The organism is Streptomyces beijiangensis (genome assembly GCF_017315755.1).
GTDB lineage: Bacteria > Actinomycetota > Actinomycetes > Streptomycetales > Streptomycetaceae > Streptomyces > Streptomyces beijiangensis.
Window position 1 is genome coordinate 22089 of the sequence record NZ_JAFLRJ010000101.1, and the last position, 24161, is coordinate 46249.

Consider the following 24161-nt stretch of genomic DNA (forward strand, 5'->3'; position numbering starts at 1 on the left):
GCCCGTCAGACCTCACGCCAGCGGGCACTGGCCCAGGAGAAGACCCCGAAGGCCACAAGACCGACCGCTGTCAGCGCCAGCAGCCAGGGTCCGGCCGGGGTGTCGGTGAAGGACCGCAGGGTGTCGTCCATGCCCTTGGCCTTGCCGGGCTTGTGCTGGACGGCCGCCGCAATGGCGAATCCGCCCGCGACGGCGAAGACGACCCCGCGGGCCGTACCGCCGAAGACCCCGACGAAGGTGACGGCCTGACGCATCTTCTCCGGTATCTCGGACATCTTCAGACGCTTCCGGAACTTGCGCATGAGGGCCCTGACGGCGATCCACACACCGGCACCGGCCACCGCGGCGCCGGCGACGGCGACGATCCACTGCCCGCCGGGCCAGTCGAGCGCCTTCGCCGTGACGTCCTGCGAGCTCTGGTCCGAGCTGCCGCTGCCGCTGCTCTTGTCCCCGGCCGCGTAGGCCAGCACGGAGTACGCGACGAACCCGTAGAAGACGCAGCGGCCCGCGGCCATCGCCCTCTTGCCCGGCTTCTTCCCGTCGGGACCTGCCTGCCCGAAGGCCGCTTCCGACAGCCGCCACAGGGACATCCCGACGAGTGCTACCCCGAGCAGCCACAGCAGGACGGTGCCGAAGGGCTTGTGGGCGATCTCGGCGATCGCACCGCCCCGGTCTGCCTGCCCGCCTCCGCCTCCGCCTCCGGAGAAAGCGATCCGGAGGGCGAGAACCCCGATCAGCGCGTAGATGACCCCGCGGGCGACGAAACCCGCACGGGCGCCCGCCGCGACCGCTTTGCTGTTCGCCGCGCGTTCGGCCTGTCCTTTTCCACGTGCCGTTGCCGCTCCAGTACCCATGCCCTCCCGGGTGCCCCCGGCGCGGGAAGCAATGCCCGGGGGATGCTCCCGACTTTGTCCCGGCTTTGTCCCGGCATGGCCCTGGCTGAGAGGGGTAGTCGGGCTGGACCCCCGGACCGCGTGCCTCGTACGGCAGCCCACCGGTCCGGTGCGCCCCCAAGACGGAGGAGACACGGTGAGCAAGCGCAACATATTCGTCATCGGCCTGAGCGACGCCAATCTGCGCACGCTGGAAACCGTCCCCGACGCCGTGCAGTACCGCTTCCTTCCTCTGCTGACCTTGGACGAACTCCAGGTCGGCGAGGTGTCGGTGCCCGATCTGCTGGAGAAGGCCCAGTACGTACTCGACGCGTTCGACGGCACGATCGACGCGATCGTCGGCTACTGGGACTTCCCGGTCAGCACCCTCGTCCCGCTCCTGGCCGAGCGCTACGGCACACGGAGCACGAGCCTCGAATCCATCGTCAAATGCGAGCACAAGTACTGGAGCAGGCTGGAGCAGGAGAAGGCGGTGAAGGAGCACCCGCGCTTCGGCAGGGTCGATCTGTCCGCGTCCGACCCGCGTCCCCCGGAAGGGATGTCGTTTCCGATGTGGCTCAAGCCCGCGCTGTCGTACTCATCCGAGCTGGCCTTCGGCGTGAAGAACCAGGAGGAGTTCGGTGCCGCGGTCGCGGAGATACGCGACGGCATCAGCCGGGTCGGACGCCCCTTCGACCACATCCTCGACCAGCTCGACCTGCCGCCCGAGATGGAAGGCGTCGGAGGACAGGTCTGCCTCGCCGAGGAGTCGCTCACTGGCATCCAGGTGGCGGTGGAGGGGTACGTCCACAACGGCGAGGTGACCGTCTACGGCGTCCTGGATTCCATCAACTACCCGGACAGCTCCTCGTTCCTGCGCCACCAGTACCCCTCCACGCTGCCCGCTCCGGTCGTCCAGCGCCTGCACGACGTCTCGCAGAGGGTGATCAAGCAGATCGGCATGGACTCCGCCACCTTCAGCATCGAGTACTTCTACGATCCCGGCGCCGACGCACTCAACCTCCTGGAGATCAACCCCCGGCACTCGCAGTCGCACGCGGAACTCTTCGAGTACGTGGACGGAGTCCCCAACCACCACCACATGATCAGCCTCGCCCTCGACAAGGACCCGGGTGTGACCCGGAGCGCGGGCCCGTACCGGGTGGCCGCCAAGTGGTACTACCGGTGGTTCGCCGACGGCGTCGTCCACGGAGTCCCGGACCAGGAGGCCGTACGCCGTATCGAACGGGAGATCCCGGGCGTGCGGGTCGACATGGTCCCCGAGGAGGGGCAGCGACTGTCACGGATGCCCGAACAGGACAGCTACAGCTTCGAAGTGGCCCACATCTTCACCGGCGGCGACAGCGAGGAAGAAATGCGCGAGAAGTTCGACCGGTGTGTCGCCTCACTGCACCTGGCCTTCGACGGAATCCCTCCCGCCGGCCAGGACAGCACCACGGCCTGACCGGGACCGGCTGACAGACACACCGACAGAACAGCGCCGCAAGCACCAGGAGGCTGACACCCCTATGCGTTCCGTGAGCAATCTGCCCTGCGAGACCACGGAGGAAGAACACGTCACCATCCCCATGTCCGACGGCGTGAACCTCTCCGCGCGCATCTGGCGGCCCGTGTCGTCGGACGCGGAGCCGGTGCCGGCGGTCCTGGAGTACATCCCCTACCGCAAGCGCGATCTGACCTCGGTACGCGACTCACTGCACCACCCCTACATGGCCGGGCACGGCTACGCCTGTGCCCGCGTCGACCTCCGAGGGACCGGCGACTCCGAAGGCGTGCTCGCGGACGAGTACCTGGAGCGCGAACAGGCCGACGCCGAGGAGGTGCTCGCCTGGCTGGCCGATCAGCCCTGGTGCGACGGCGGCACCGGGATGATGGGCATCTCGTGGGGCGCCTTCGCCGCCCTGCAGGTCGCCGCCAGGCAGCCGCCGAGCCTGCGGGCGATCGTCATCTCCTCCTTCACCGACGACCGCTACGCCGACGACATGCACTACATGGGCGGCGCGATGCTGTCCGACAACCTCGCCGAGTCCGGCACCATGTTCGCCTACGCCACCTGCCCGCCCGACCCCGCTGTCGTGGGGGAGCGGTGGCGCGCGATGTGGCAGGAACGGATGGAGCACACCCGCCCCTGGGTCCTGGAATGGCTGCGCCATCAGCACCGCGACGCCTACTGGGAGCACGCCTCGGTCTGCGAGGACTACTCCCGCGTACGCTGCCCGGTCCTGGCCTCCAGCGGCTGGGCCGACGGCTACTCCAACGCGGTGACCCGCCTGCTGGGCAATCTGGACGTACCGCGCAAGGGCCTGATCGGTCCGTGGTCCCACAAGTTCCCGCACCTGGGGGAGCCGGGCCCGGCCATCGGCTACCTCCAGGAGGTCGTGGCCTGGTGGGACCACTGGCTGAAGGGCGTCGACAACGGGATCATGGACGGTCCCATGCTCCAGACCTGGATGCAGGAGAGCGTGCCGCCCTCCACGTCGTACGAGCAGCGGCCCGGCCGCTGGGTGGGCGAACCGGACTGGCCCTCCCCGCACATCGAGCCGACCGAGCACCCGCTGAGCCGGCACCGCATCGGCAGGCCCGGGGAAGTGCCCGGGGCCACGGACACCCTGACCGTACGGTCGCCCCTGTCGGTGGGGCAGTTCGCCGGCAAGTGGGCGTCGTACAACGCGCCGCCCGACCTCCCTTACGACCAGCGTGAGGAGGACGGCGGTTCCCTCGTCTTCGAGACCGACGAGCTCACCGAGCAGCTGGAGATCCTGGGATCCCCCACGGTCCAACTCGACCTGTCCGCAAGCGAACCGGTGGCGATGGTCGCGGCCAGGATCTCCGACGTGGCCCCGGACGGGAGCGCCACCCGGGTCACGTACGGGCTGCTCAACCTCACCCACTGCGGGACATCGAAGGACCCGCGGCCACTGGTACCCGGTGAGCGGTACCGGGCGACCGTCCACCTCAACAGCGTGGCCCAGGCATTCCCGCCCGGACACCGCATCCGGCTCTCCCTGTCCACCTCCTACTGGCCGCTGGCCTGGCCCCCGCCCAAGCCGGTCCTGCTGAGCGTGCGCGAGGGGACCAGCAGCCTGACCCTGCCGGTGCGCCCTGTCGGCGCGCCCGACCACCTGCCAGGGAAACCCTTCGGCGAGCCCGAGGGCACCACGCCGCTCACGACCACGCAGCTCACTGCACCGGAACAGCGCTGGGAGGTCAGGCGCGACCTGATCGGCTACCACTCGGCGCTGGAGATCGTGAAGGACCGCGGTCTGGTGCGGTACGAGGGCATCGACCTGGACGTGGGGCTGCGCGCCTTCGAACGCTACGCGGCCGTCGCCGACGACCTGACGTCGGTCAGCGGGGAGGCCGCCTGGACCATGCGCTTCCACCGGAAGGGCTGGGACGTACGGGTGGAGACCCGCACGGTACTGCGATGCACGGAGACCGATTTCCTCGTGGACGCCACGCTCGACGGATACGAGAACGACCGCCGGGTGTTCTCCCGCACCTGGAACGAGACGGTGCCCCGCGATCTGCTCTGACTCAGGCCCGGAAGTCGGCTGGTAGCCCCGGATGTTTTCACTCGTGAAATGGCTCACTCATCGAGATGATTCGATGACTCGCATTCGGGTACGCCGGAAAATTTCGGGCCCCAGGAAATTCCGGTGATGCCGTTTGGGATATCGGACAGCGGTGAGGAGTCCCAGGGTCAGAATCCGCACAGCGATTCTCAGGAGTTGAGTGCTATGTCCGACAACGAAAAGACTCAGGCCAAGACCGAACAGGCCAAGGGCAAGATGAAGGAAGTCGCGGGAAGCGCCGTCGGCAACGAGCGCCTGACCGCCGAGGGCCGCACTGATCAGGCCAAGGGTGATGCGCGTGAGGCCAAGGAGAAGATCAAGGACGTCTTCAAGGACTGATCCTCCGATCCACATGGGTGGGGCCACCAATGGTCATTGGTGGCCCCACCCATTTCCTGTCGGGCGCTGATCGCCGAGTCCGGAAAACTGCGCATGCATGAGCCGCCGAGACGGGGGCACACGGAGATTGCACGACAGGGATCCTGCGGCCGCCGATCGCGAGGCCGGTCGGGATTTCACCCGGCCCGGGCCATGTGGCGGGCAGGACGAGGGTGCAGCGGATCCGAGTGAGGCGAGGATCCGTACGCACCGAAGAGACTTGAAGATCGGAACTGACATGATTGTTCTTGGCGCTATTCTGCTCATAATCGGCCTGCTGGTCGGCGTCTCGCTGCTGACAACCGTCGGTGGTGTGCTTGTCGTCGTCGGCGCGGTCCTGTGGATTCTCGGCGCGAGTGGTCGCCAGGTCGGTGGCCGTAGGCACTACTTCTAAGATCCTGCACAGAGACTGACAAACGTTGAAGTGGGGCCTCCCGTTGACGGGAGGCCCCACTTCAACGTGTACATCGGACCTCCCGGGGCCAATCCGCGGCCGGACCGGCTACGGATCACCAGTCCACCGACTCGGAAGGGCACGAAGAAGAGATGACTGGGATGCACGGTACGCGCGAGGGGCATGCAGGGCCTTCAGCCCTGCGGATCGTCTCGGGTGGTGCTGATGCCGATGCCGCCGTACTGGTGCTGCACGGCGGGCGGGAGACCGGGCGTGAGCCGGCCCGGCCCTGGCACCTGGCGGCCCTGCGTATGCGCCCTTTCTTCGCCGCCGTACGCGAGGCGGCGCCGTACGAACGACTCCTCGTCGGCACCGTCCGCTACCGCTGCAGGGGCTGGAACGGAAGCAGCGCCGATCCCCTGCGCGACACCGAACGGGCCCTCGCCGAACTCGCGGACCGGGTGGGCGACGTACCTGTGGTGCTGCTGGGGCACTCCATGGGCGGTCGGGCCGCACTGCGCGCCGCCGGTGATCCCCGGGTGCGGGGCGTGGTCGCACTCGCCCCCTGGTGTCCCGAGCGCGAACCGACGGTTCAACTGCGCGACAGGACAGCGGTCGTCCTGCACGGCGACCGGGACCGCATCACCGATCCGCGCGCGTCGATCGAGTTGATGCGGCGGGCCCGTACCGACGGAGCGCGCACGGCGACGCTCGTCGTGACGGGCGACGGCCACGCGATGCTGCGCCGGTACGGAGTGTGGCACCGGACGGCGGCCGCTGCGGTGGCGGAGATCCTCGCACCGGGGGCGGCAACGGCGCTCGTGCGTAACGCAGTTGAGTCCGGTACGCCCCGCATGATCTGACATCCGCACCGAACCGCTCAGTGGGCCTGTTCGTCGATCAGCGGGCAGCGGGTCCCCGAGTAGATGGTGGGCATGCAGCGGTTGCAGTGGATGCACTGCGAGCGGGTGGCGGTGTCGCGCTCGATGCGGTGCAGCAAGTCGGGCTCGCGCAGCAGGGCGCGTGCCATCGCGACGAATTCGAAGCCCTCCGCCATGGCGCGGTCCATGCCCTCCCGGTCGGTGATCCCGCCGAGGAGGATCAGCGGCAGCCGCAGTGCGGCGCGGAACTCGCGGGCGGCGTCCAGCAGATACAGCGGTTGGTAGGGGTAGGTGCGGAAGAAGTTACGGCCGAGTGCCCGGATCGCCAGGCGCTGGGGGAGAGGGAAGTTGGCCGCGAACTCGGTGACGGGGGCGTCGCCGCGGAAGAGGTACATCGGGTTGAGCAGGGAACTGCCCGCGGTCAGTTCGAGTGCGTCGACGGTGCCGTCGGACTCCAGCCAGAGCGCGACCTGGAGGCTCTCGTCCAGAGTGAGTCCGCCGGGCACACCGTCCTTCATGTTCAGCTTGGCGGTGATGGCGATGCGGTCGCCCAGCGCGTCGCGTACGGCCCGGGCGATGCCCAGCGCCACCGTGGCCCGGGCGCGCAGGGAGCCGCCGTAGGCATCGGTGCGGCGGTTCAGCCGGGGGCTGAGGAAGGCGCTGGCCAGGTAGTTGTGGCCGAGGTGGAGCTCCACGGCGTCGAAGCCGGCCTCGGCCGCCAGTAGCGCCGCATCCGCGTGGGCTTGGATGACACGGGCGATGTCGTCGGCGGTGGCCGCTTTGTTGCGGCGCATGCTGAGCGGGTTGAAGCCGCCCATCGGGGCCAGGGCGGGCGCCCCGTTGGACCGGCCGTCGGCGACCGGGCCGGCGTGACCCAGTTGAGCGCAGACGGCGGCTCCGGTGGCGTGCACCGCATCGGTCAGTCCGCGCAGCCCCGGCAGGGCCTCGGGCCGCATCCAGACCTGGCGGCGCTCGGTGCGGCCCTCCGCGGACACCGCGCAGTAGGCGACGGTGGTCATGGCGACGCCCCCCTCGGCGGGGCGCAGGTGATAGTCGATGAGCTCCTTGGTCACCTGCGCCTCGGGGGTGACGCCCTCGAAGGTCGCGGCCTTGATCACCCGGTTACGCAGCCTCAGCGGCCCCAGCCGGGCCGGCGCCAGCACATCCGGTACACCGTGAGACGCCTCGCCCGTTGTGCCCGGTCCGTCCGCCATGGCGCGCAGCATCGCAGAGAACTGATGAATAGTCAGCAGGTGAGGGCGGCGGTTCGCCGCCTAGGGGGTGGCGTACACGCTGAACCCGGACAACTGGCCTGCGGGCCAGCCCGTGTTGGCGGTGAACTGTATGCGGACGTACCGGGCACTGACGGCAGCCGGCAGCACGATGGTGGTGCTGTTGCCCGTCGCCGGGTCGAAGACCCGGCCGGCCGAGCCCGCGAGCGGGGAGAAGTTCGTCCCGTCCACGCTGCCGGTGACCGCCAGGGTCTGGGTGCGGCTGCCCCACGCGGCGCTCGGCGGCAGGTTCAGGACGAGGCGCCTGACCGGCTGTGCGGCCCCGAGATCGACCTGAATCCATTGGGGGAAGGCGTTGTTGGTGCTCTCCCAGTACGTATCGGTGTTCCCGTCCACCGCGTTGCCGGGACCGTACGTCTGCGTGTGGCCACTGGCGGTCGACGGCCGGCGCAGGGCCAGGTCCCCCGTCGGAGGCGGCGGCGGGTCCGTACCGGACAGGGGAGGCGTGGGCCGTACGGGGGTGAGGGCGAGCTGTCCCTTGAGCATGCGCCCGCCGTCCGCTGTGAGGCGCAGATAATAGTCGGACGAGCAGGCGGTGCCGTCCTCGTCGAGGGCGCGGATGCCGGACCCGGAGGGCACGCCTGCACTCGTCTCGGCGGTCTTCGCGATCTGGTTGCCCTCGTTGAACTCGTCGAACATCGAGATGTAGAAGCCCTGCACACCGATGCCTGTGAGGTTGTAGAACTGCCGCCACATCAGGTCGCCGTGGGCGCGATGACCGGACTGCAGGTCGCCCGGTATGACGCAGGGCTGGTAGTCGATTCCGTGGGCCGCGCAGTCGGCGAGGTCGGGCTGGTTGAGGTCGCGGAGGAACTGGTCGGCGCCCCCGGTGTTGCTGATCCGGCCCACCATCCAGGGGGAGATCATGTCGAAGGAGCGGTAGACATCGAGGAATCCGGGGCGTGAGTCGTCGGTCCCCGTACGCCAGTGGGTGGGCACGCCCCCGATGACGTAACACCCCTGCGCCTTGAACCAGTCGACGACGTCCCTGCAGGGGGCGGGCTCGAAGGGGCGGCCCGGATCGCTGAAGCCGAAACCCCAGATGCAGACGACGGGTTTGCCGTTCTGCCGGGCGTAGGCACCCGACGCGGTGTGCGCCTTCATCTTGGACGTCCAGTCGTCCTTGATCTGCGACTGCATGGACGTCCAGTCGGTGACGTCGTACATGATGTAGAACTTCCGGCCGTACGACTCCGCGGCCTGCCGGACCTTCTGCGCCATGCCGTCCCGGGTGGGCCCCTCGGCGCCGAACGGATTGAAGCGCTGGAGTGCGGCGGTGTCGCATCCGTACTCGCGCATCCACCGGAAGTGCGTGTCGACGGTCTGCTGGTCCCAGGACGAGAAGAGCGTTGCCGGGCGGCCGTCGCCGAGCTGCGGATAGGCGGTCGGGTAAGTGCGCGTGTACTCCCTCGTGTCGGGCCAGGAGACGAGGGTGGTGTTGTCGGGGGACGGGGCGCGGGAGGCGTCGCGGCTGTAGTGCCACCAGCTGTTGATGGGTGCGCCGTCGCCTGTGCAGGCGAACCACCCCTGGTAGCCAACGGTGATCTTGCCCACCACGTCGCCGACGGGGGACGCGGCTGCCGTTCCGGCGACGGCCGGGGATCCCGTACCGAGGACGGCGCCGGAGGCGAGCGCGGAGAGGAGGACGGTGCGTCTGGAGATGCTCAAGGTTCCTCGCAGGGGGGTGTGGGGTGCCCTGAAGTGTGCGGTCGGTCACCGGTGTTGCGCCGGGGGACCTCCGGTACGAGGCCAACCTAGAGAGAGCGATGTGCACATACAAGATGGGCACACGCAAATTCCTTGCAGTACATGGGAAAAAGGCGACTCCGCGGGCTGATCGGCCTGGCTTCTCAGGCGCCCTTCAGGCCCTTGCGTGCCCTGGCGATGCCCCGTGGATCCCGGTTCGGACCTGGGACGGAGCCCAAGAGGATCTTCGCGTAAGGGGAGTTGGGCCGATCCCGGGCCGTGTGGTGTGTGACCGGACCGCGGCTCCGGGCGGCCGGCCCTCAGGATCGGGCGGCCCCATCGCGGAGGTGGGCGTCGATCAGGGCGAAGGTGGCTTCGGGCTGTTCCAGGTGTGGCAGGTGGCCGGCCTGGGGGATGACGTGGAGCCGGCCCGCGGCGAAGGCGTCCGCGTAGGCCGCGCCGTAGGCGGGAGTGACGATGCGGTCGCTCTCGCCCCAGAGCAGCAGGGCGGGAACGTCGACATGGCGCAGACGGCCGTGCAGTTCGGGGTCGTGCATGTACGGCTCGCCCGCGAGGATCTTCAGGGAGGCCATGTTGGCCTGCTGGACGGCGAGTTGCTCGGGCGGGACGAGGGCGGGGTCGCGGTAGCCGCGGGCCGGGTCGTGCCAGGCGTACTCGGCTATGCCCCGGGCGTCGAGCGCGAAGAAGTCCCGGATCGGCTCGGAGCCGACGTGGATGCCGACGGCATCGATGAGGACGAGCCCGGTGACGAGGCCCTCCGTGTCGCGTACGGCCATCTCGGAGGCGACCCAGCCGCCGAGCGAGGAGCCCACGACGAGGACATCGTGCAGACCGCGGGCGTGCAGGAGGCGGAGGTAGGTTGCGGCGAGGTGGAACATCAGGTCGGCCACGGACCACCTGGGGCACGACGGCACCAGCCGGCCCGTCGTTCCCCGCAACGTGCGACGCCCTGCGGATTGCGGCTTCGAACGCCCCGGTCTCGCGACGGAAGTGCGCGACGTAGCCCATGGCCCATGCGGTGGCTCCCGTTCCCGCAGGCGCAACCACTTGGCAGGAACTGCCGAGTCCAGCGGGTGGGGGCACCGTCCCTCGCGTTGTGGCGCGACGTGCGTGGGAGTTGTGAGGAGTTCGCGTACGGCTCTCGGGATTCGGTCACGGGAGCGGAAAACTCGGAGGGCTCACTCGGCGCTTTCGAACAGGTCGGGCGCCGACCCATGCGATGGGAGACCTATAGATGATGTTCACTCTGGTACGGAGCAGAGTGCGGACGGCCGCACTCGCGCTCTCGGCCGTCGCGGCACTCGCCTTCGGCGCGACCACCACGACCGGCGCGGTAGCGGCCCCCGCCCCTGCTCCCGCGAAACAGGGGCCGACCTCGGTGGCGTACGTCGAGGTGAACAACAACAGCATGCTGAACGTCGGCAAGTACGCCCTCGCCAACGGCGGCGGCAACGTCTTCGACGTCGCTGTGGTCTTCGCGGCGAACATCAACTACGACACGGGCACGAAGACGGCGCAGCTGTACTTCAACGAGAACGTGCAGCGCGTCCTCGACGACGCCGCCACCCAGATACGGCCGTTGCAGCAGAAGGGCATCAAGGTCGTCCTCTCGGTGCTCGGCAACCACCAGGGCGCGGGCTTCGCCAACTTCCCGTCCCAGCAAGCGGCTTCGGCGTTCGCGAAGCAACTGTCGGACACCGTGACCAAGTACGGCCTCGACGGCATCGACTTCGACGACGAGTACGCCGAGTACGGCAACAACGGCACCGGCCAGCCCAACGACAGCTCGTTCGTGCACCTGGTGACGGCCTTGCGCGCGAACATGCCGGGCAAGATCATCAGCCTGTACAACATCGGCCCGGCCGCGTCGCGTCTCTCCTACGGCGGCGTCGACGTCACGTCCACGTTCGACTACGCCTGGAACCCGTACTACGGCAGCTGGCAGGTCCCCGGCATGGCGCTGCCCAAGTCGAAGCTGTCGCCGGCGGCCGTCGAGATCGGCGGGACCCCGCAGAGCACCGTCGCCGACCTCGCCCGCCGCACAGTCAGCGAGGGATACGGCGTCTATCTGACGTACAACCTCGACGGCGCCGATCGCAGCACCGACGTCTCCGCGTTCACCAGGGAGCTGTACGGCAGTGACGCCACGTACACGCCTTGAGGCGACCGAACGCCCCAGCGTGTGGTGCTCCCTCAGGGCCAGCCGCATCCCGTAGGGCCGCGACCCGTGCGCGCCGCACCTTCGACAACGATGTCGGGGGCGCGGCGCGGTTCGACCCGGCGGTCAGGCCGTCTTGACGATGGTTCCGGTGACTTCGAGAGCGGCCACTTCGTCGGTCGGTGCCGTGGTGTCGGTGACGACGGTGTGCAGGAGTGAGGCAGGGCCGACGTAGGCGTAGGCGGTGTGGCCGAGCTTGCTGCCGTCCGTGGCGAGGATGATGCGGCGACTGGAGGTGATGGCCGCCTTCTTCACTGCCGCGTCGTCGAGGTCGTAGGCGGTCAGGCCCTCGGCCGCACTCAGGCCGCAGCAGCCGATGATCGCGGTGTCGAAGCGCAGGGCTGCCAGGGAGGCGAGGGCGAGGGGGCCGGTCAGGGCTCCTTCGGCGGCGCGGGGCCGTCCGCCGGGCACCATCAGCGTGGTCGGTCCGGGTGTCTCGCTGAGCAGGTGGATGGCCTGGAGCGAGAGGGGCATCACCGTCACCGGCCGCCCGCGCAGGAGGCGGGCGACCTCCAGGCAGGTGGTGCCGCTGTCCAGGAGAACGGTCTCGCCGTCGGCGACGAGCGCGGACACCTCGGCCGCGATCCGGCGCTTGGCTTCGACGGCCTCATGGGCGCGCAGCCCGAAGGGCGGCTCCTCGCCCCTGAGCAGCAGGGTGCGGGCGCCGCCGCGCACGCGTTCGAGGACGCCTTGTGCGGCCAGTGCGTCCAGGTCGCGCCGGATGGTCATCTCCGAGGTGCCGGTCAGCTCGGAGAGCTCCTGGACCGTGACGCTGCCCGAGTCCCGGACGGCCTGCGCGATCAGCCCGTGACGGTCTGCATTGCTCATACCGCGATTGAACACCATCTCGAAGTAAACAAGAAGTCTGTTCGTAAAGACGACTTTCAAACATGCTTCATGTTCGTTATGGTGACTGGCATGGACCACTCGCTTCGATCCGCCCGTGTGGCGACCTCCGTCTACTTCGTCCTCTGCGGCACCCTGATGGGCACGTGGGTAGTGCACATCCCGGCCATCGAGGAGCGCGTGGGCATCAGCCACGCGACGCTGGGGGGCCTGCTGGTGCTGCTGGGCCTGGGTGCCTTCATCGGGATGCAGGTGGCCGGTGGGCTGGCCGACCGTCTCGGGGCGCGCGTCATGGTCCCCGCCTCCGGTGTCCTGTGCGGCGCCGCCCTGGTGTTGCCGGGCCTGTCCCGCAGTCCCTGGATGCTGGCCGGTGCCCTGGTGGTCTTCGGCTTCTGCAACGGCTGCCTGGATGTGAGCATGAACGCCCATGCCGTGCACGTGGAGAAGGCCTACCAGCGGCCCGTCATGTCGGCCTTCCACGCCACCTTCTCGGTCGGCGGCGTCCTCGCCTCGCTCGTCGCCGCCGGGGCCACGAGCGCCGGCCTGAGCACGGCGGTGACCCTGGGCGCCTCAGGAGCAGCGGGCATCGTGATCGCCCTGATCGCGGCACGCGGCCTGCTGCCCGGCGCCCCGGCACTCGACGCCACTGCCACGACGACGAAGGACACTGCGCACGCGCCTGCCGACAAGCGGCGAAGCATTCCCCGGAAGATCCGGATCCTCGCCGTCCTGGCGTTGATGACCATGCTGTGCGAGGGAGCCGCCAACGACTGGAGCGCCCTGCACCTCAAGGACGTCCTCGGGGCACCGGCGGACATCGCCGCCTTCGGATACGGCACCTTCGCAGCGGCGATGACCGCCGGCCGCCTGCTGGCCGACCGCGTCTCCGCCCGGTTCGGGGCCATGGCCGTACTGCGCTACGGATCGGCCACCGCCGCCGTCGGCATCACGATCGTGGCCCTCACCCCGTGGATCGCGGGCGCGTTCGTCGGGTTGGCACTGTTCGGCCTGGGCCTGTCGGGCTGCGTCCCCCAGCTGTTCAGCGCGGCCGGCCACGCCGACCCCGCAGCCGCCGGTGCCAACGTCTCCCGGGTGGCCGGGCTGGGCTACCTCGGGATGCTCGCCGGGCCCGCCCTCATCGGCTGGCTGACCCACCTCACCGCGCTGAACCACACCTTCCTGCTGCTGACCGTGCTGTGCGCGACCACTGCCGTCGCCGCCGGTGTCCTGCGCACCCACGATGCGGACCGCCCTCGAGAGCCGGCCCGCATCAGCCACTGACTGCCTGTGCGGCACCGCCCCTGACACGGTGCCGCACAGGCCCCCACACCCGGAAACCCCTTGAACAGGAGAACTTCCCGCAATGTCCACCGAACGACGCATCGTGCTGTTCGACCTCTTCGGGGTCATCGCCCTCCATCAACGCCCCGGTGCCCTGGCGGAGATGGCCGCCCGATGCGATGCCCCCGACGAAGCTTTCGTAGAGGCGTACTGGACCTGCCGCCCGCCCTACGACGCCGCGCAGCACTCCGCCCCCGAGTACTGGACGGCCGTACTGCGACGGCTGTCCCGCCCCGCCGATGCCGACACGATCGAGGAACTGCGGCTCGCCGACATCGAGAGCTGGTCCCGTGTGGACGCGCGCATGGTCGTCTACGCGCAGTCCCTTCGCGAGCGCGCGGAGGTTGCCCTGCTGTCCAATATCCCCTCGGACCACGCGGACGCCTTTCTCGCCGCACAGCCCTGGCTGCGGAATCTGCACTGCGTCGCCTTCTCCGGAAAGATCAAGGCGGCGAAGCCGGACCCGGCGGCCTTCCAGCACTGCCTCGCCGCCCTGCAGGCCGTCCCCGCCGACGTCCTGTTCGTGGACGACCGCGAGGAGAACGTCCGCGCAGCGCAGGCCCTCGGTATGCACGGACACCTCTTCACCGGACTCGGCGAGCTCGCGGCCGCGGTCGATACCTGGCTGCCGTCCCGCGACGGCAGGAAAACAGCAACCCGATGACACGGCCCGGAGGAACTAGGCTGGCGCACGGCGCCTGCACGGTGGGAGATGTCGTGGATGTCGATCTGCGCAAGTTGCGCTACTTCGTTGCTGTGGCCGAGGAGTTGCACTTCGGCAGGGCCGCCGGGCGGCTGCACATCACGCAACCGGTGCTGTCCCGGCAGATCCGCGCGCTGGAGCAGGAGCTGCGCGTGCAGCTGTTCACCAGGAACAAGCAGGCCACCGAGCTGACGGCCGCCGGCCGTCAGCTGCTCGAGGACGCTCGCCCCCTGCTGGCCGCCGCGCAGGCTCTGTGCCGCCGGGTCCAGCAGACCGCCCACGAGTCTTCGGTGTTCACGGTCGGCTTCATGCCCGGGATCACCGTGACCGGCGCGGTGCGCGCGTTCTCCGACAGGCATCCCGAGCTGAGTGTGCAGGTGGTGCGCACTTCCTGGAGCGACCAGGTCCAAGGGGTCCACGAGGGCCTTCTCGACGTGAGTTTCGTACGGTTGCCCGTCGACCGCCGCGGCCTGGAGCTGCGCCCGCTCTTCCGGGAGCCCCGCGTCGCCGTACTGCCGGCGGATCACCGGCTGGCGGGCAAGGAGTCCATCGTCATCGCGGATCTGGCGCCCGAACGGCTGCTGCAGGACCCCGACGCCGTCCCCGAGTGGCGCGACCTCCCCGAGCGGACCGGCGGCGAGGGTGCCGGGCCACGGCCCTCGTTCGCCACCGTCGAGGAGAAGCTGGAACACGTCGCGACGACCGGGGGCGTACTCGTCCTTCCGCTGTCCACCGCGGCCTATTACACCCACACCGATGTCGCGCATGTGCCCATCGACGACATCGGCCCCGGCGAGGTCTGTCTGGCCTGGAGCGCCGTCCGCCGCTCTCCTCTGCTCCGGGAATTCGCTGACATCGCCGCTGCCCAGCACTGATGCCCTGGGGGCATCACCGCTGACAGAAGAGGTCTTGGACGCCCACGTGGCGCGGGGATCAGGGTGGAGGAGCGGCGGAATCCCCGCCGCCCTCGACAAGGACCGTGAGAGCGATGCAGATCTTCATCACAGGCGGCTCCGGCTACATCGGCCGCTCCACCATCCGGGCACTGACCGGGCACGGCATCGGCGTGACGGCGCTGGCGCGCAGCGAGCACGCGGCGCGCACCGTGTCGGAACTGGGCGCCACCCCGGTCGCGGGGGAACTCGGCGACACGGATGTCCTGCATGAGGCCGCTGGCCGGGCCGACGGAGTCATCCACCTCGGGGTGGACTACGCCGAGGGCACCGCGGATGCCGACCGCGCGGCGGCCAAGGCACTGCAGGACGGCGTGGGAAGCGGCGCCTATGTGCACACGGGCGGGGTGTGGGTGTACGGCGACACCGATGGGGTCGCCGACGAGAACGCTCCGCTGAGCCCGCCGCACATCACCGCTTGGCGGCTGGAGAACGAGAAGCGGGTGCTCGCCCGGGCTGTCACCGGAGAGCGCCCGGTGGTGGTGATGCCAGGGCTGGTCTACGGCCGCTCCGGCGGACTGGCGCAGTCGTTCTTCGTCGGACCGGGGCGCACAGCAGGTGCAGTGCCCTGCATCGGGGACGGCTCCAACCACTGGGCGCTGGTCCACGTCGACGACATCGCCGAGCTGTACGTCCTGGCCCTGAACGCCCCGGCCGGTTCCGTCTACGCCGGGGCCAGTGGCCAGAATGTTCCGCTGGCGGACGTCACCCGGGCCCTCAGCCATGCCGCCGGATGCCCAGGCCGGGTCGACTCGCTGACCCTTGAGGAGGCCGTGCAGCGGATGGGCCCGATCGCCGAGGCATTCGCCCTCGACCAGCAGTTCAGTGGCGACCGGGCGCGCCGCGAGCTCGGTTGGACGCCCACCCGTCTCAACGCCTTGGCCGAACTCGCCCAGGGCTGACCCGCGAGGAAGGCGGGCGGTGCTTGACCTTGCCGCAGCGTCAGGGTTTCTGCTGGGTTCATGCGAATCGGTGAGATCGCCGCACTCGCCGGGGTCCCCCCGCCGTGCGGCACTACCACCACCTCGGGCTGCTGCCCGAGGTACACGATGTGCTCGTCGACGACGAGGGTCGTGAACTGGCCGGGGTCCTGGAGGAACTGGACGCGGATCCGGCCCGCCAGGAGGCCGCAATCGAGGAACGGCGCGCACAGCTGCGCGTACTTCTGGAGCAGGCGCGCCAGGGCATGCTGCCCCCGGAGGGGCCCGTGTCGGCGGGGCTCGCGGAGCTGTTCCCGGCGTTCTCGCCGAGTGATTCCGCGAGCGCCGCCAAGGACCGGGAGCATCTGACGCTGCTCGACTCGCTCGCCGCGCCCGAAGAACGCGACCGCGACCTGTTCGACGGCGCGGGTGGGTCGGATCCGCTTGGGTGAGCCGTACCCACAAGATCGCAGCGGAACGAATGGACGTCGGGGCGCTGCGCCTGTTCGCCTGGAGGTTCGGACCCTCGCCGCCTCCGGGGCCGGTGTCCTCAGGCCGGCTCTTCGGTGGCGTGGGAGTCGGTGAGCGTGAGTGCACCGGCCGTCGCGACCAGGCCGACGATCACCGCGAGCACGGCGTAGGTGATCCGCTCGCCATGGAAGAACGAGGCCACGAGTTCGTTGCTCCACGTGCCTGCGGGCAGCTGCGTGGTGACCAGCGCGGCGATCATGGTGCCGACCACGGCGGTGCCGACGCTGCTCCCGACCTCCTGCGCGGTGTCGTTGAGCGCCGTGCCGATCGACGTGCGGTTGCTCGGCATCGCGTCGACGAGCGCGATGGCGCAGATCGTCATGACGGTGCGCAGCCCGACAGTCATCACGACCATGCAGACCGCGATGGCGGCGTACCCGTGGTCGACGCCCCAGGAGAGGCCGACCAGCGAGCCGGCCAGGCAGGCCGCGCCGACCAGGCAGGCGATGCGGTGGCCGAACCTTTTCGCGAGCCACTCGGAAAGGGGGGTGGCGACGATCATCGTCACGATGATCGGCAGGTTCGCCAGGCCGGCCCGTACGGGGCTCCACCCGTAGGCGTACTGGAAGTGGAGGATCAGCCCGAACATCACGCTGGCCATCGCGATGGACGTCCCGATCTGCGCGATGGCGGCGCCGCGGACGGTCCCGTTGGAGAAGAGGCTGAGGTCCAACATGGGCGATGCGCTGCGGCGCTCGTGCCATACGAACGCGATCCCCGCGGCCACGGCGCCGAGGACCGATGCGAGGGTGGTGGTGGAGAGCCAGCCGTGCTCGACACCGCTGGTCAGCGAGTAGCAGGCGAGGCCGATGGCGGTGACGCTCAGTACGGCGCCCGGCAGATCGAACGCATCCTTGGTCAGGTCCTCCGGCCGGTCGGCCGGGACGCCGAGACGGACGCCGATGGCCGCGATCAGGGCGATCGGGGCGTTGACGACCAGGAGCCACTCCCACCGCACGTGGGCCAGGGCGGTGCCGCCCAGCAGAGGGCCGAGGACGAAGCCGGACATGCCGACGACGATCATCAGGGTCATCGCGCGCATGCGCAGTGCCTTGTCGTCGAACAGCCGGAAGACCAGCGAGTTGGTGATCGGTGCCATCGCCGCAGCGGCGATGCCGAGTCCGGCCCGCAGGGCGATGAGCTCCCCTGTGGTGGTGACCGCGACGACACACAGGCTCAGCAGGCCGAACACGGCGAGGCCGATCAGCAGCACGCGTCGGCGTCCGAGTCGGTCGGCCATCGATCCTGAGGTGAGCAACAGACCGCCGAAGGTCAGCGAGTAGGCGCCGGTGACCCACTGCAGCGCGGTCGTGCCGCTGCCGAGGTCGCGGCCGATCGTGGGCAGCGCGATCGACAGCAGCGTGTTGTCGACCATCTCGACGAAGAAGGCCAAGCAGAGTGCGGCCAGGGGAATCCATGCCGCGCGCAGGGACGGGTAGGTGCGCGACGTAAGGGGAGTGGTGGCGGTCATGGTGGACCTCCTTTCGGAATGCCGCCGAGTATCGAACGACGTTCTACGATAGAACGACGTTCGATAAATGTGCAAGCTGTGATTGGATATGTGCCATGACGCGCCCGCGAACACGACCCGCCGATCGCCCTTCCCCGGGGCGTCACCGTGCCTCGCACTCCTTGGAGGCGGTCCTCACCGCGGCCGTGGGCCTGCTCGACGAAGCGGGCGAGTCGGCGCTGACGTTCCGTGCCCTCGCGGCCCGGCTCGGCACCGGCGTCGGCAGCATCTACTGGTACGTGGCGAGCAAGGACGAGCTGTACGACCGCGCCACCGACCACGTGCTCGGTGCGGTGCTGGCCACCGTCGAGGGTCTGCCGGACAGTGACGACCCGATCGATGACCTACGCGGGATGGCCGTGACGCTGTTCGACGCGATCGTGGACCGGCCATGGCTGGCGACGTACTTCATGCGCAACACCGACGTCCAGGAGAACTCGCTGCGGCTCTACGAGAAGCTGGGGCAGCAGACGCTTCGTCTCGACCTCACGCCACGGCAGCGCTTCCACGCCGTGTCGGCGATCGTGGGCGTGGTCGTCGGTACGGCTGCCGACCTGGGGCAGGAGCCGCCCGAGGAGGTGCTCGACGGCACGGTGGGCCGCGACGAATTCCTCGGCCGCTACGCCCGGGCCTGGCGTGCGCTCGACCCCGAAGAGTTTCCGTTCGTGCACGAGATCGTCGACGAGTTCGATGGACATGAAGACAAGGACCAGTTCCTCGCCGGGCTGGAGCTGACTCTCGCGGGCCTCCGCCTTCAGGCCGGAGTACCGCCCGCACTGTGACCCGCGCACCGAGGCGGAACCGCGGGACCGTCCAGCGTTACGGCGTGGAGGGCCGCTGCGGGGAGCGGAGTACGAGCAGGGTGATCTCGCTCGGGGCGAAGACGCGGAACGGCGGGCCCCAGAAGCCGGTGCCGCGGCTGGTGTAGAGGAGAGTGCGGCTGCCGTGGCGGCTGAGGCCGGCGACGGCTGGCTGGTCGATGCGGACCAGGTGGTGGAAGGGCCAGATCTGGCCGCCATGGGTGTGGCCGGAGAGCTGGAGGTCGACGCCGCCGGCCGCCGCCCGGTCGACGAACTTGGGCTGGTGCGCCAGGAGCAGGACGGGGTGGTCGGGGTCGGCGCCGTGCAGGGCTCCGGCGAGGTGGGCGCGGTGGCCGGCGAGGCCGGAGGACTCGGCGGTGACGTCGTCCACGCCGGCGACCACGAGGGTGTCGCCACCGCGTTCGAGCAGCAGATGACTGTTGCGCAGGGGCTCCCAGCCCAGCTCGTCCATCAGGTCGACCCAGCCCTGGGCCTCGCTGTAGTACTCGTGGTTGCCGGTGACGTAGACCCGGGCCCGGGTGGCCTGCACGGTGCCGAGCGGGGCGGCCTGGGCGCGGCGGCGTTCGGCCGTACCGTCCGCGATGTCGCCCGTGTGGCAGACCAGGTCGGCCTCCAGGGTGTTCACCGTCTCGCAGACGCGAGCCGACCAGCGGGCGCGGTCGAGCGGGCCGTAGTGGGTGTCGGTGATGAGGACGACACGCGTGCCGTCCAACCCGGCACCCAGGCGCGGGAGTTGTACGTCGAGCCGGCGTACCCGTGGTACCCGGCGGGCCTCGGCGTACCCCCAGGCGAGCAGCACGGCGGCGGTGCCGAGGGTCGCCCAGGTGACGATCCGGGCCCGGTCCTGGCCGTCGCCGACGCCGGTCACGGTCAGGGTGAGCCGCAGCAGGACGCCGAGCAGGACGGACCAGGTGAACAGCACCCAGCCGGCCCCGAGGAGGGTGTCCCCGACGATCGCCGCCCGGTCCTGCTGTCGCCGGCCGTGACCGCGCATCATCGCGAGCGGCATGGTGATCAGGCCGAGGACGAACAGGGCGGTGCCGCCCAGCGCCACGGGGAGCGGCCAGTGCTGGCCGGCGTACAGCAGCAGCCAGCAGGGCACGGTCCACAGCAGGACGGGGGCGATCAGAGGGAGGTAGCGCATCAGGCGGTGCAGTCGGCTCTGCTGAGGCTCGTGCGCCGCACTGTCGGCGGATCGGGTTTCGCTGGTATCGGTCACGCTTCCCCTCCTCGGGCAACCAGGCTGCCGTCGGGCACTTTATCCGGTCGTCCTCGGGCCGGTCGGACGGGGCGGGGTGTTCATGGCGGACGGCCCCAGGTGGTGAAAGGGTCTTTGCCGGGCGTCGACCAGGCGCCTGGCGGACAGCATATTTATTTGACCCCAAGGTCAAGAATGGTGTTACGTTACCGCCATGGGCAGGCCGAAGCAGTTCGATCCGGACGTCGCGGTGGAGCGCGCGATGAGCGTGTTCTGGCGCAAGGGGTACGCGGCGACGACGCCTCAGGACCTCGTGGACGAGATCGGCATCGGCAAGGGCAGCCTGTACAACACCTTCGGCAGTAAGCACGCGCTGTTCGAACGGGCGCTGGCACGCTACCGCGACTCCCAGGCCGCATGGCTGGCGGAGCTCCTCGACCATCCCGGTTCGGCGAGGGACCGGCTGCGGGGCGCGCTGGAGGCACTGGTGGAACTCGACTTGGGCGACCAGGACCGGCGCGGCTGCATGGCGGTCAATACCGCCGCCGAGTTGGCTGCCTCGGACGCCGGGACGGCCGACACCGTGCGCGAGATGTTCGCGCGTACGGAGAGTGCGTTCCGGGCGACCGTCGAGCAGGGCCAGCGGGCCGGTGAGATCGACGCCGGCCGCGACGCGGCTGCGGTGGCGGCCTGGTTGCTCGCGACGGTGATCGGTATGCGCGTACTGGCCAAGACCGCGGTGGATGCCGCGCAGTTGAGGCGGGTCGTGGACGCGGCGATGGGGTCGTTGTAGTCAGCACTGTGGGCGGTCGGCCCTTTTTTGCGCTCTCATTTTGTACCTGCAATTCAAAAAAATGCCAAGGAGTCTGACATGGAACTCGATCTCGCCGGCAAGACCGCGGTCGTCACCGGAGCCAGCCGAGGCGTCGGCCTGGCGATCGTGCGACAGCTGGTCGCCGAGGGGGTCCGCGTAGTCGGCGCGGCCCGAACGATCACGGCCGAACTGAAGGAAACCGGCGCCCATCCGGTCGCGGCCGACCTCAGTACCCCGGAAGGCGCCGAGGAGCTGGGGGCACAGGCGCTCGCCGCACTCGGGGGCGTGGACATCCTGGTCAACAACCTGGGCGGCGGAGACACGTTCACCCTCCAGGGGTTCCTCGCGACCGATGACGCCCTGTGGGCGCATAGCTTCGAAGTCAACCTGTTCGGCACGGTCCGGGTCACCCGCCGACTGCTGCCGAGCATCCTGGAACGCCGCGGTTCGGTGGTGAACATCTCCTCGATGAGCGCGCGCCTGCCGGGCACCGGCCCGATCGAGTACGGCGCCGCGAAGGCGGGGCTCAACGCGTTCGGCAAGGCGTTGTCCGAGGAGTTCGGCCCCCGGGGCGTACGCGTGAACACCGTCTCTCCCGGCCCGACGCGTACCGGCATGTGGGAGGACGAGAACGGCTTCGGCGCCCGCCTCGCCGAGGCGAACGGCGTCGGACACCGCGACTTCATAGCCGGGGTGCCCGCGGCGATGGGCATGACCACCGGACGCATGGTCGAACCCGACGAGGTCGCAGCCGTCGTCACCTTCCTCGCCTCGGACCGCGCAGCGAGCATCACCGGCGCCGATTACGTCATCGACGGCGGCGGCATCAAAACGGTGTGAGGCGTACGACGGGGGAGCACGTCCGGATGCGGAGCAGCGAGGGGACATGACTCTCAACGGTGCGGATGGAGATGAACAACCGGGCGCCGATCTCGGCGGTGGTCAGAAGTTCACCGAGCGCGGCAAGGACCTCGGCCTCACGGACAGAGATGCCTGCCTCGGGAGGTGTCCTCTGATTGGCCACGTGCAGATTGTGCGCGCCGGGTGGGCCGGACGGGCCCCGCCAGCCGGAGCAGCATCAGGGCGAGGGAGCAGGAGGCTCCGTACCTGGTGATCCCTCGGGCGGGGAGGCGGGGGAGTGCGCAGGCGGTGGTCGGGTGTGGCGGACTCTTCGAGGTGCTGCCCCACTCCGGAGCGGAATTCCGGGCTTGATCCGGTTTCCGGTGTCACGGTGTGGTGGATCCGCCGACGACGCCGTAGGTGCGGTCGCCGAGGGTGAATTCTCCCAGCGGGGTCATGCCGAAGCCGTCGACATGGACTTTCCAGGACGCCTGGTTGGCCAGTTCGATGAAGGCGACCATCACATCGGCGCGGACGGAGGCCGCCTCACGTGCCGCGGTGAACAGTCCCCGGGCCACACCCTTCCCGCGGTATGCGGCAGCGACCACCAGCGGGCCGTAGAGCAGCCAGGGCGTTGAGCGGAGTGTCTGTCCCCGCCACCGAAGCGAGTCCTGTGCATCCAGCATTGCCTGGACCGGCGGCGGTGGACTCGGCATGCTCTCCGGGGAGGCCAGCCCGAGCAGTCCGGCGAGACGCCCCTCGTCGTCCGCGACGAGCAAGCTCCGGTCCTCCGCCATCGACCGGAGGGTGTCGACGTCGAGGGCACCCTGCACGAAGCCCTGCTGTGCACGCTCCTGTTCCGTGAGCGCGTCGTGGTGATTGGCCGCGAAGAGGTCGGCCATTACTTGCGCGTCCGCCGCAAGGGCATATCTGTAGTCCATGAGGCCGATCTTGCTGGGACCGTCCGGGCTCGGCAAGTCCCACCTGGTGAGCAACCGGATCGCCCGCCTGGCCGACCGCGACGGGGCGGACCGGGCGCCGCTGAAGCCGGGTTGGGACCTGAGCACCGTGAGCGACGCTGACACCGCACCGCTGCCCGGGGCGGTTGACGGTGCCCGGGCAGCGGGGAATGCTGATCTTCATGCCTGTTTGTTGCTGCTTTCAGAGCAGCACGCCAAGGCCGACACTCAGGCCGATACCGCCGTATCCGCCGCCGTATCCGCCGCCATATCCGTCGTCGTCGTCGTCGCCGTAGCCGCCGCCGCCGTATCCGCCGCCGTATCCGTCGTGGCCCCAGTTGCCGTCGTCACTCGGGGCGCTCGCGGCGGACACGGTCGCGTGCGTGGGGGTGGCAGCCTCTGCGGCGCCGGCCAGCGGGATCACGGCGGCAGCCGTAAGGGCGGCGACGGCGAAGGTGCGGGCGAGGGTCTTCTTCACGATCAAACTCCCTGTTGAGCGGATAAGGACATTTCAGACGCTACGGCGACGAATCGAACAGGGCGACTTGGAGAGTTACGCGCCGTGAGCAAGGTGATTCCGCCTAGTCCCGGCGCACTGGGCGGGGGGTGCGCCCCGATCGCACCGGCAGGGCCGGCCGGTCCGGTATTCCGTAAGCTCTACAACGTGTAGTAGTTTCGGGCCGACGGCCCACGCTCCTGCCTGATCCCTGCGTGCGAGGCCGAAACCCCTCCGGAGGCTGATCGGCTGTGCACGGACGTATCGTCATCATCTCGGCGAGCGTGGGAGCGGGGCACGACGGCGCTGCCGACCAACTCACCGACCGTCTGCGGCTGTTCGGCTACGAGGTCGACCGCCACGACTTCCTCGACCTGCTCCCCGCCGGCCTCGGCGCCCTGCTCGCCGGCAGCTACCACCACCTCCTGACCTGGGCGCCCACCATCTACCAGCGGATCTACGCGGCCACGGAGTCCGCCGACCGCCCCGGCCCCGCGATCCGGGCCCTGCTGCGCGCCGCCGAACGCCGCACGCTCCGCGCGGTCGGCCCCGGCGCGGTCGCGGTGATCTCCACGTACCCCGGTGCGAGCCAGGTCCTCGGCGCGCTCCGGCTGCGCGGACTCCTCGACGTACTCGCGCTGACCTATCTCACCGACTTCTCCGTCCACGGCCTCTGGGTGGCGCCCGGCATCGACGCCCACCTCGCGGTCCACCCGGTCCCGGCAGCACAGGCGCACGCGCTGGGTGCGGCGGGCGTGCAGGTCTGCGGCCCGGTCGTCGACCCGCGCTTCGTACCCGGCGACGAGGAGGACCGGCGTCTGGCCCGGCTCCGTTTCGGCCTGCCCGGGCCCGCTTCGCTCGCCCTGCTGGTGGCGGGCTCCTGGCCGCGTA

The 24161-nt window shown here is 69.6% G+C and carries 24 protein-coding genes and 1 pseudogene; 15 read left to right on the top strand and 10 right to left on the bottom strand.

What is annotated here, in order from left to right:
* Positions 1–5 precede the first annotated feature (5 nt).
* Positions 6–854 (bottom strand): DUF1206 domain-containing protein, encoded by an 849-nt coding sequence (locus tag J0695_RS11785; RefSeq protein WP_206961879.1) that lies wholly within the window; start codon positions 852–854, stop codon positions 6–8.
* 175 nt (positions 855–1029) lie between these two features.
* Between J0695_RS11785 and J0695_RS11790 the strand changes: the two genes are divergently transcribed.
* The 5 genes from J0695_RS11790 (at position 1030) to J0695_RS11810 (ending at position 6103) form a co-directional block, all read left to right on the top strand.
* Positions 1030–2337 carry an ATP-grasp domain-containing protein gene (locus J0695_RS11790; protein ID WP_307798568.1) on the top strand — a complete coding sequence of 436 codons (1308 nt, stop codon included), beginning with the start codon at positions 1030–1032 and terminating at the stop codon, positions 2335–2337.
* A gap of 64 nt (positions 2338–2401) precedes the next feature.
* The gene (locus J0695_RS11795) at positions 2402–4429 is read left to right on the top strand and encodes a CocE/NonD family hydrolase (RefSeq protein WP_206961882.1); all 2028 of its coding nucleotides are present in this window, start codon (positions 2402–2404) and stop codon (positions 4427–4429) included.
* Positions 4430–4633: 204 nt separating this feature from the next.
* Positions 4634–4807, top strand: a complete 174-nt coding sequence (locus J0695_RS11800; RefSeq protein WP_206961884.1) for a CsbD family protein — start codon at positions 4634–4636, stop codon at positions 4805–4807.
* Positions 4808–5066: 259 nt separating this feature from the next.
* Positions 5067–5240, top strand: a complete 174-nt coding sequence (locus J0695_RS11805; RefSeq protein WP_206961917.1) for a hypothetical protein — start codon at positions 5067–5069, stop codon at positions 5238–5240.
* 152 nt (positions 5241–5392) lie between these two features.
* Positions 5393–6103: an alpha/beta hydrolase gene (locus J0695_RS11810; RefSeq protein WP_206961886.1), complete on the top strand. Its 711-nt coding sequence runs from the start codon at positions 5393–5395 to the stop codon at positions 6101–6103.
* Between the two features lie 17 nt (positions 6104–6120).
* On the opposite strand, the gene J0695_RS11815 is transcribed toward J0695_RS11810, so the two are convergent.
* The 3 genes from J0695_RS11815 to J0695_RS11825 all read right to left on the bottom strand — a co-directional run bounded on the left by J0695_RS11815 (position 6121) and on the right by J0695_RS11825 (position 10163).
* The gene (locus tag J0695_RS11815) at positions 6121–7335 is read right to left on the bottom strand and encodes an NADH:flavin oxidoreductase (protein ID WP_206961887.1); all 1215 of its coding nucleotides are present in this window, start codon (positions 7333–7335) and stop codon (positions 6121–6123) included.
* 60 nt (positions 7336–7395) lie between these two features.
* On the bottom strand, positions 7396–9081 hold the full coding sequence (locus tag J0695_RS11820; protein ID WP_206961889.1) for a glycoside hydrolase family 99 protein: 1686 nt from the start codon (positions 9079–9081) through the stop codon (positions 7396–7398).
* Positions 9082–9419: 338 nt separating this feature from the next.
* Positions 9420–10163 (bottom strand): alpha/beta fold hydrolase, encoded by a 744-nt coding sequence (locus J0695_RS11825; RefSeq protein WP_206961891.1) that lies wholly within the window; start codon positions 10161–10163, stop codon positions 9420–9422.
* Positions 10164–10357: 194 nt separating this feature from the next.
* Here J0695_RS11825 and J0695_RS11830 point away from each other — a divergent pair, with 194 nt between their 5' ends.
* On the top strand, positions 10358–11281 hold the full coding sequence (locus J0695_RS11830) for an endo-beta-N-acetylglucosaminidase H (RefSeq protein ID WP_206961915.1): 924 nt from the start codon (positions 10358–10360) through the stop codon (positions 11279–11281).
* A gap of 123 nt (positions 11282–11404) precedes the next feature.
* Here the strand turns inward: J0695_RS11830 and J0695_RS11835 are convergent, their stop codons facing one another.
* Positions 11405–12166 (bottom strand): DeoR/GlpR family DNA-binding transcription regulator, encoded by a 762-nt coding sequence (locus J0695_RS11835; RefSeq protein ID WP_206961892.1) that lies wholly within the window; start codon positions 12164–12166, stop codon positions 11405–11407.
* Positions 12167–12256: 90 nt separating this feature from the next.
* Between J0695_RS11835 and J0695_RS11840 the strand changes: the two genes are divergently transcribed.
* From J0695_RS11840 to J0695_RS11860, 5 genes and pseudogenes are all read left to right on the top strand, one after another.
* Positions 12257–13465 carry an MFS transporter gene (locus J0695_RS11840; protein ID WP_242552528.1) on the top strand — a complete coding sequence of 403 codons (1209 nt, stop codon included), beginning with the start codon at positions 12257–12259 and terminating at the stop codon, positions 13463–13465.
* 82 nt (positions 13466–13547) lie between these two features.
* Positions 13548–14189: an HAD family hydrolase gene (locus tag J0695_RS11845; protein ID WP_206961895.1), complete on the top strand. Its 642-nt coding sequence runs from the start codon at positions 13548–13550 to the stop codon at positions 14187–14189.
* A 53-nt stretch (positions 14190–14242) separates the two neighbouring features.
* Positions 14243–15103 carry a LysR family transcriptional regulator gene (locus J0695_RS11850; protein WP_206961896.1) on the top strand — a complete coding sequence of 287 codons (861 nt, stop codon included), beginning with the start codon at positions 14243–14245 and terminating at the stop codon, positions 15101–15103.
* 113 nt (positions 15104–15216) lie between these two features.
* Positions 15217–16083 (top strand): NAD-dependent epimerase/dehydratase family protein, encoded by an 867-nt coding sequence (locus J0695_RS11855; protein ID WP_206961898.1) that lies wholly within the window; start codon positions 15217–15219, stop codon positions 16081–16083.
* Positions 16084–16143: 60 nt separating this feature from the next.
* Positions 16144–16511 (top strand): annotated as a pseudogene (locus J0695_RS11860) (MerR family transcriptional regulator); the annotation flags it as partial.
* Between the two features lie 140 nt (positions 16512–16651).
* On the opposite strand, the gene J0695_RS11865 reads toward J0695_RS11860, so the two are convergent.
* Entirely contained in the window at positions 16652–18103 is a 1452-nt protein-coding gene (locus J0695_RS11865; RefSeq protein ID WP_206961901.1) for an MFS transporter, read from the bottom strand.
* Between the two features lie 161 nt (positions 18104–18264).
* Between J0695_RS11865 and J0695_RS11870 the strand changes: the two genes are divergently transcribed.
* Complete coding sequence (locus J0695_RS11870) at positions 18265–18924, top strand: TetR/AcrR family transcriptional regulator (protein WP_206961903.1); 660 nt, start codon at positions 18265–18267, stop codon at positions 18922–18924.
* 37 nt (positions 18925–18961) lie between these two features.
* Here J0695_RS11870 and J0695_RS11875 read toward each other — a convergent pair whose 3' ends face one another.
* Positions 18962–20182, bottom strand: a complete 1221-nt coding sequence (locus tag J0695_RS11875) for a metallophosphoesterase (RefSeq protein ID WP_206961905.1) — start codon at positions 20180–20182, stop codon at positions 18962–18964.
* A 193-nt stretch (positions 20183–20375) separates the two neighbouring features.
* On the opposite strand from J0695_RS11875, the gene J0695_RS11880 reads away from it, so the two are divergent.
* On the top strand, positions 20376–20954 hold the full coding sequence (locus tag J0695_RS11880; RefSeq protein ID WP_206961906.1) for a TetR/AcrR family transcriptional regulator: 579 nt from the start codon (positions 20376–20378) through the stop codon (positions 20952–20954).
* Between the two features lie 78 nt (positions 20955–21032).
* Positions 21033–21815, top strand: coding sequence for an oxidoreductase (locus J0695_RS11885; RefSeq protein WP_206961908.1), 783 nt, complete (start codon positions 21033–21035; stop codon positions 21813–21815).
* Here the strand turns inward: J0695_RS11885 and J0695_RS11890 are convergent.
* The 3 genes from J0695_RS11890 to J0695_RS11900 all read right to left on the bottom strand — a co-directional run bounded on the left by J0695_RS11890 (position 21802) and on the right by J0695_RS11900 (position 23252).
* Positions 21802–21999, bottom strand: a complete 198-nt coding sequence (locus J0695_RS11890) for a helix-turn-helix domain-containing protein (protein ID WP_242552529.1) — start codon at positions 21997–21999, stop codon at positions 21802–21804. The genes J0695_RS11885 and J0695_RS11890 overlap by 14 nt on opposite strands.
* 202 nt (positions 22000–22201) lie before the next feature.
* A complete protein-coding gene (locus tag J0695_RS11895) occupies positions 22202–22756 on the bottom strand; it encodes a GNAT family N-acetyltransferase (RefSeq protein ID WP_206961909.1) in 555 nt (184 codons plus the stop codon).
* A gap of 220 nt (positions 22757–22976) precedes the next feature.
* Positions 22977–23252 (bottom strand): hypothetical protein, encoded by a 276-nt coding sequence (locus tag J0695_RS11900; protein ID WP_206961911.1) that lies wholly within the window; start codon positions 23250–23252, stop codon positions 22977–22979.
* A gap of 269 nt (positions 23253–23521) precedes the next feature.
* Here J0695_RS11900 and J0695_RS11905 point away from each other — a divergent pair.
* Positions 23522–24161: MGDG synthase family glycosyltransferase (locus tag J0695_RS11905; protein ID WP_443726325.1), on the top strand; the 640-nt coding region annotated here is incomplete at its 3' end.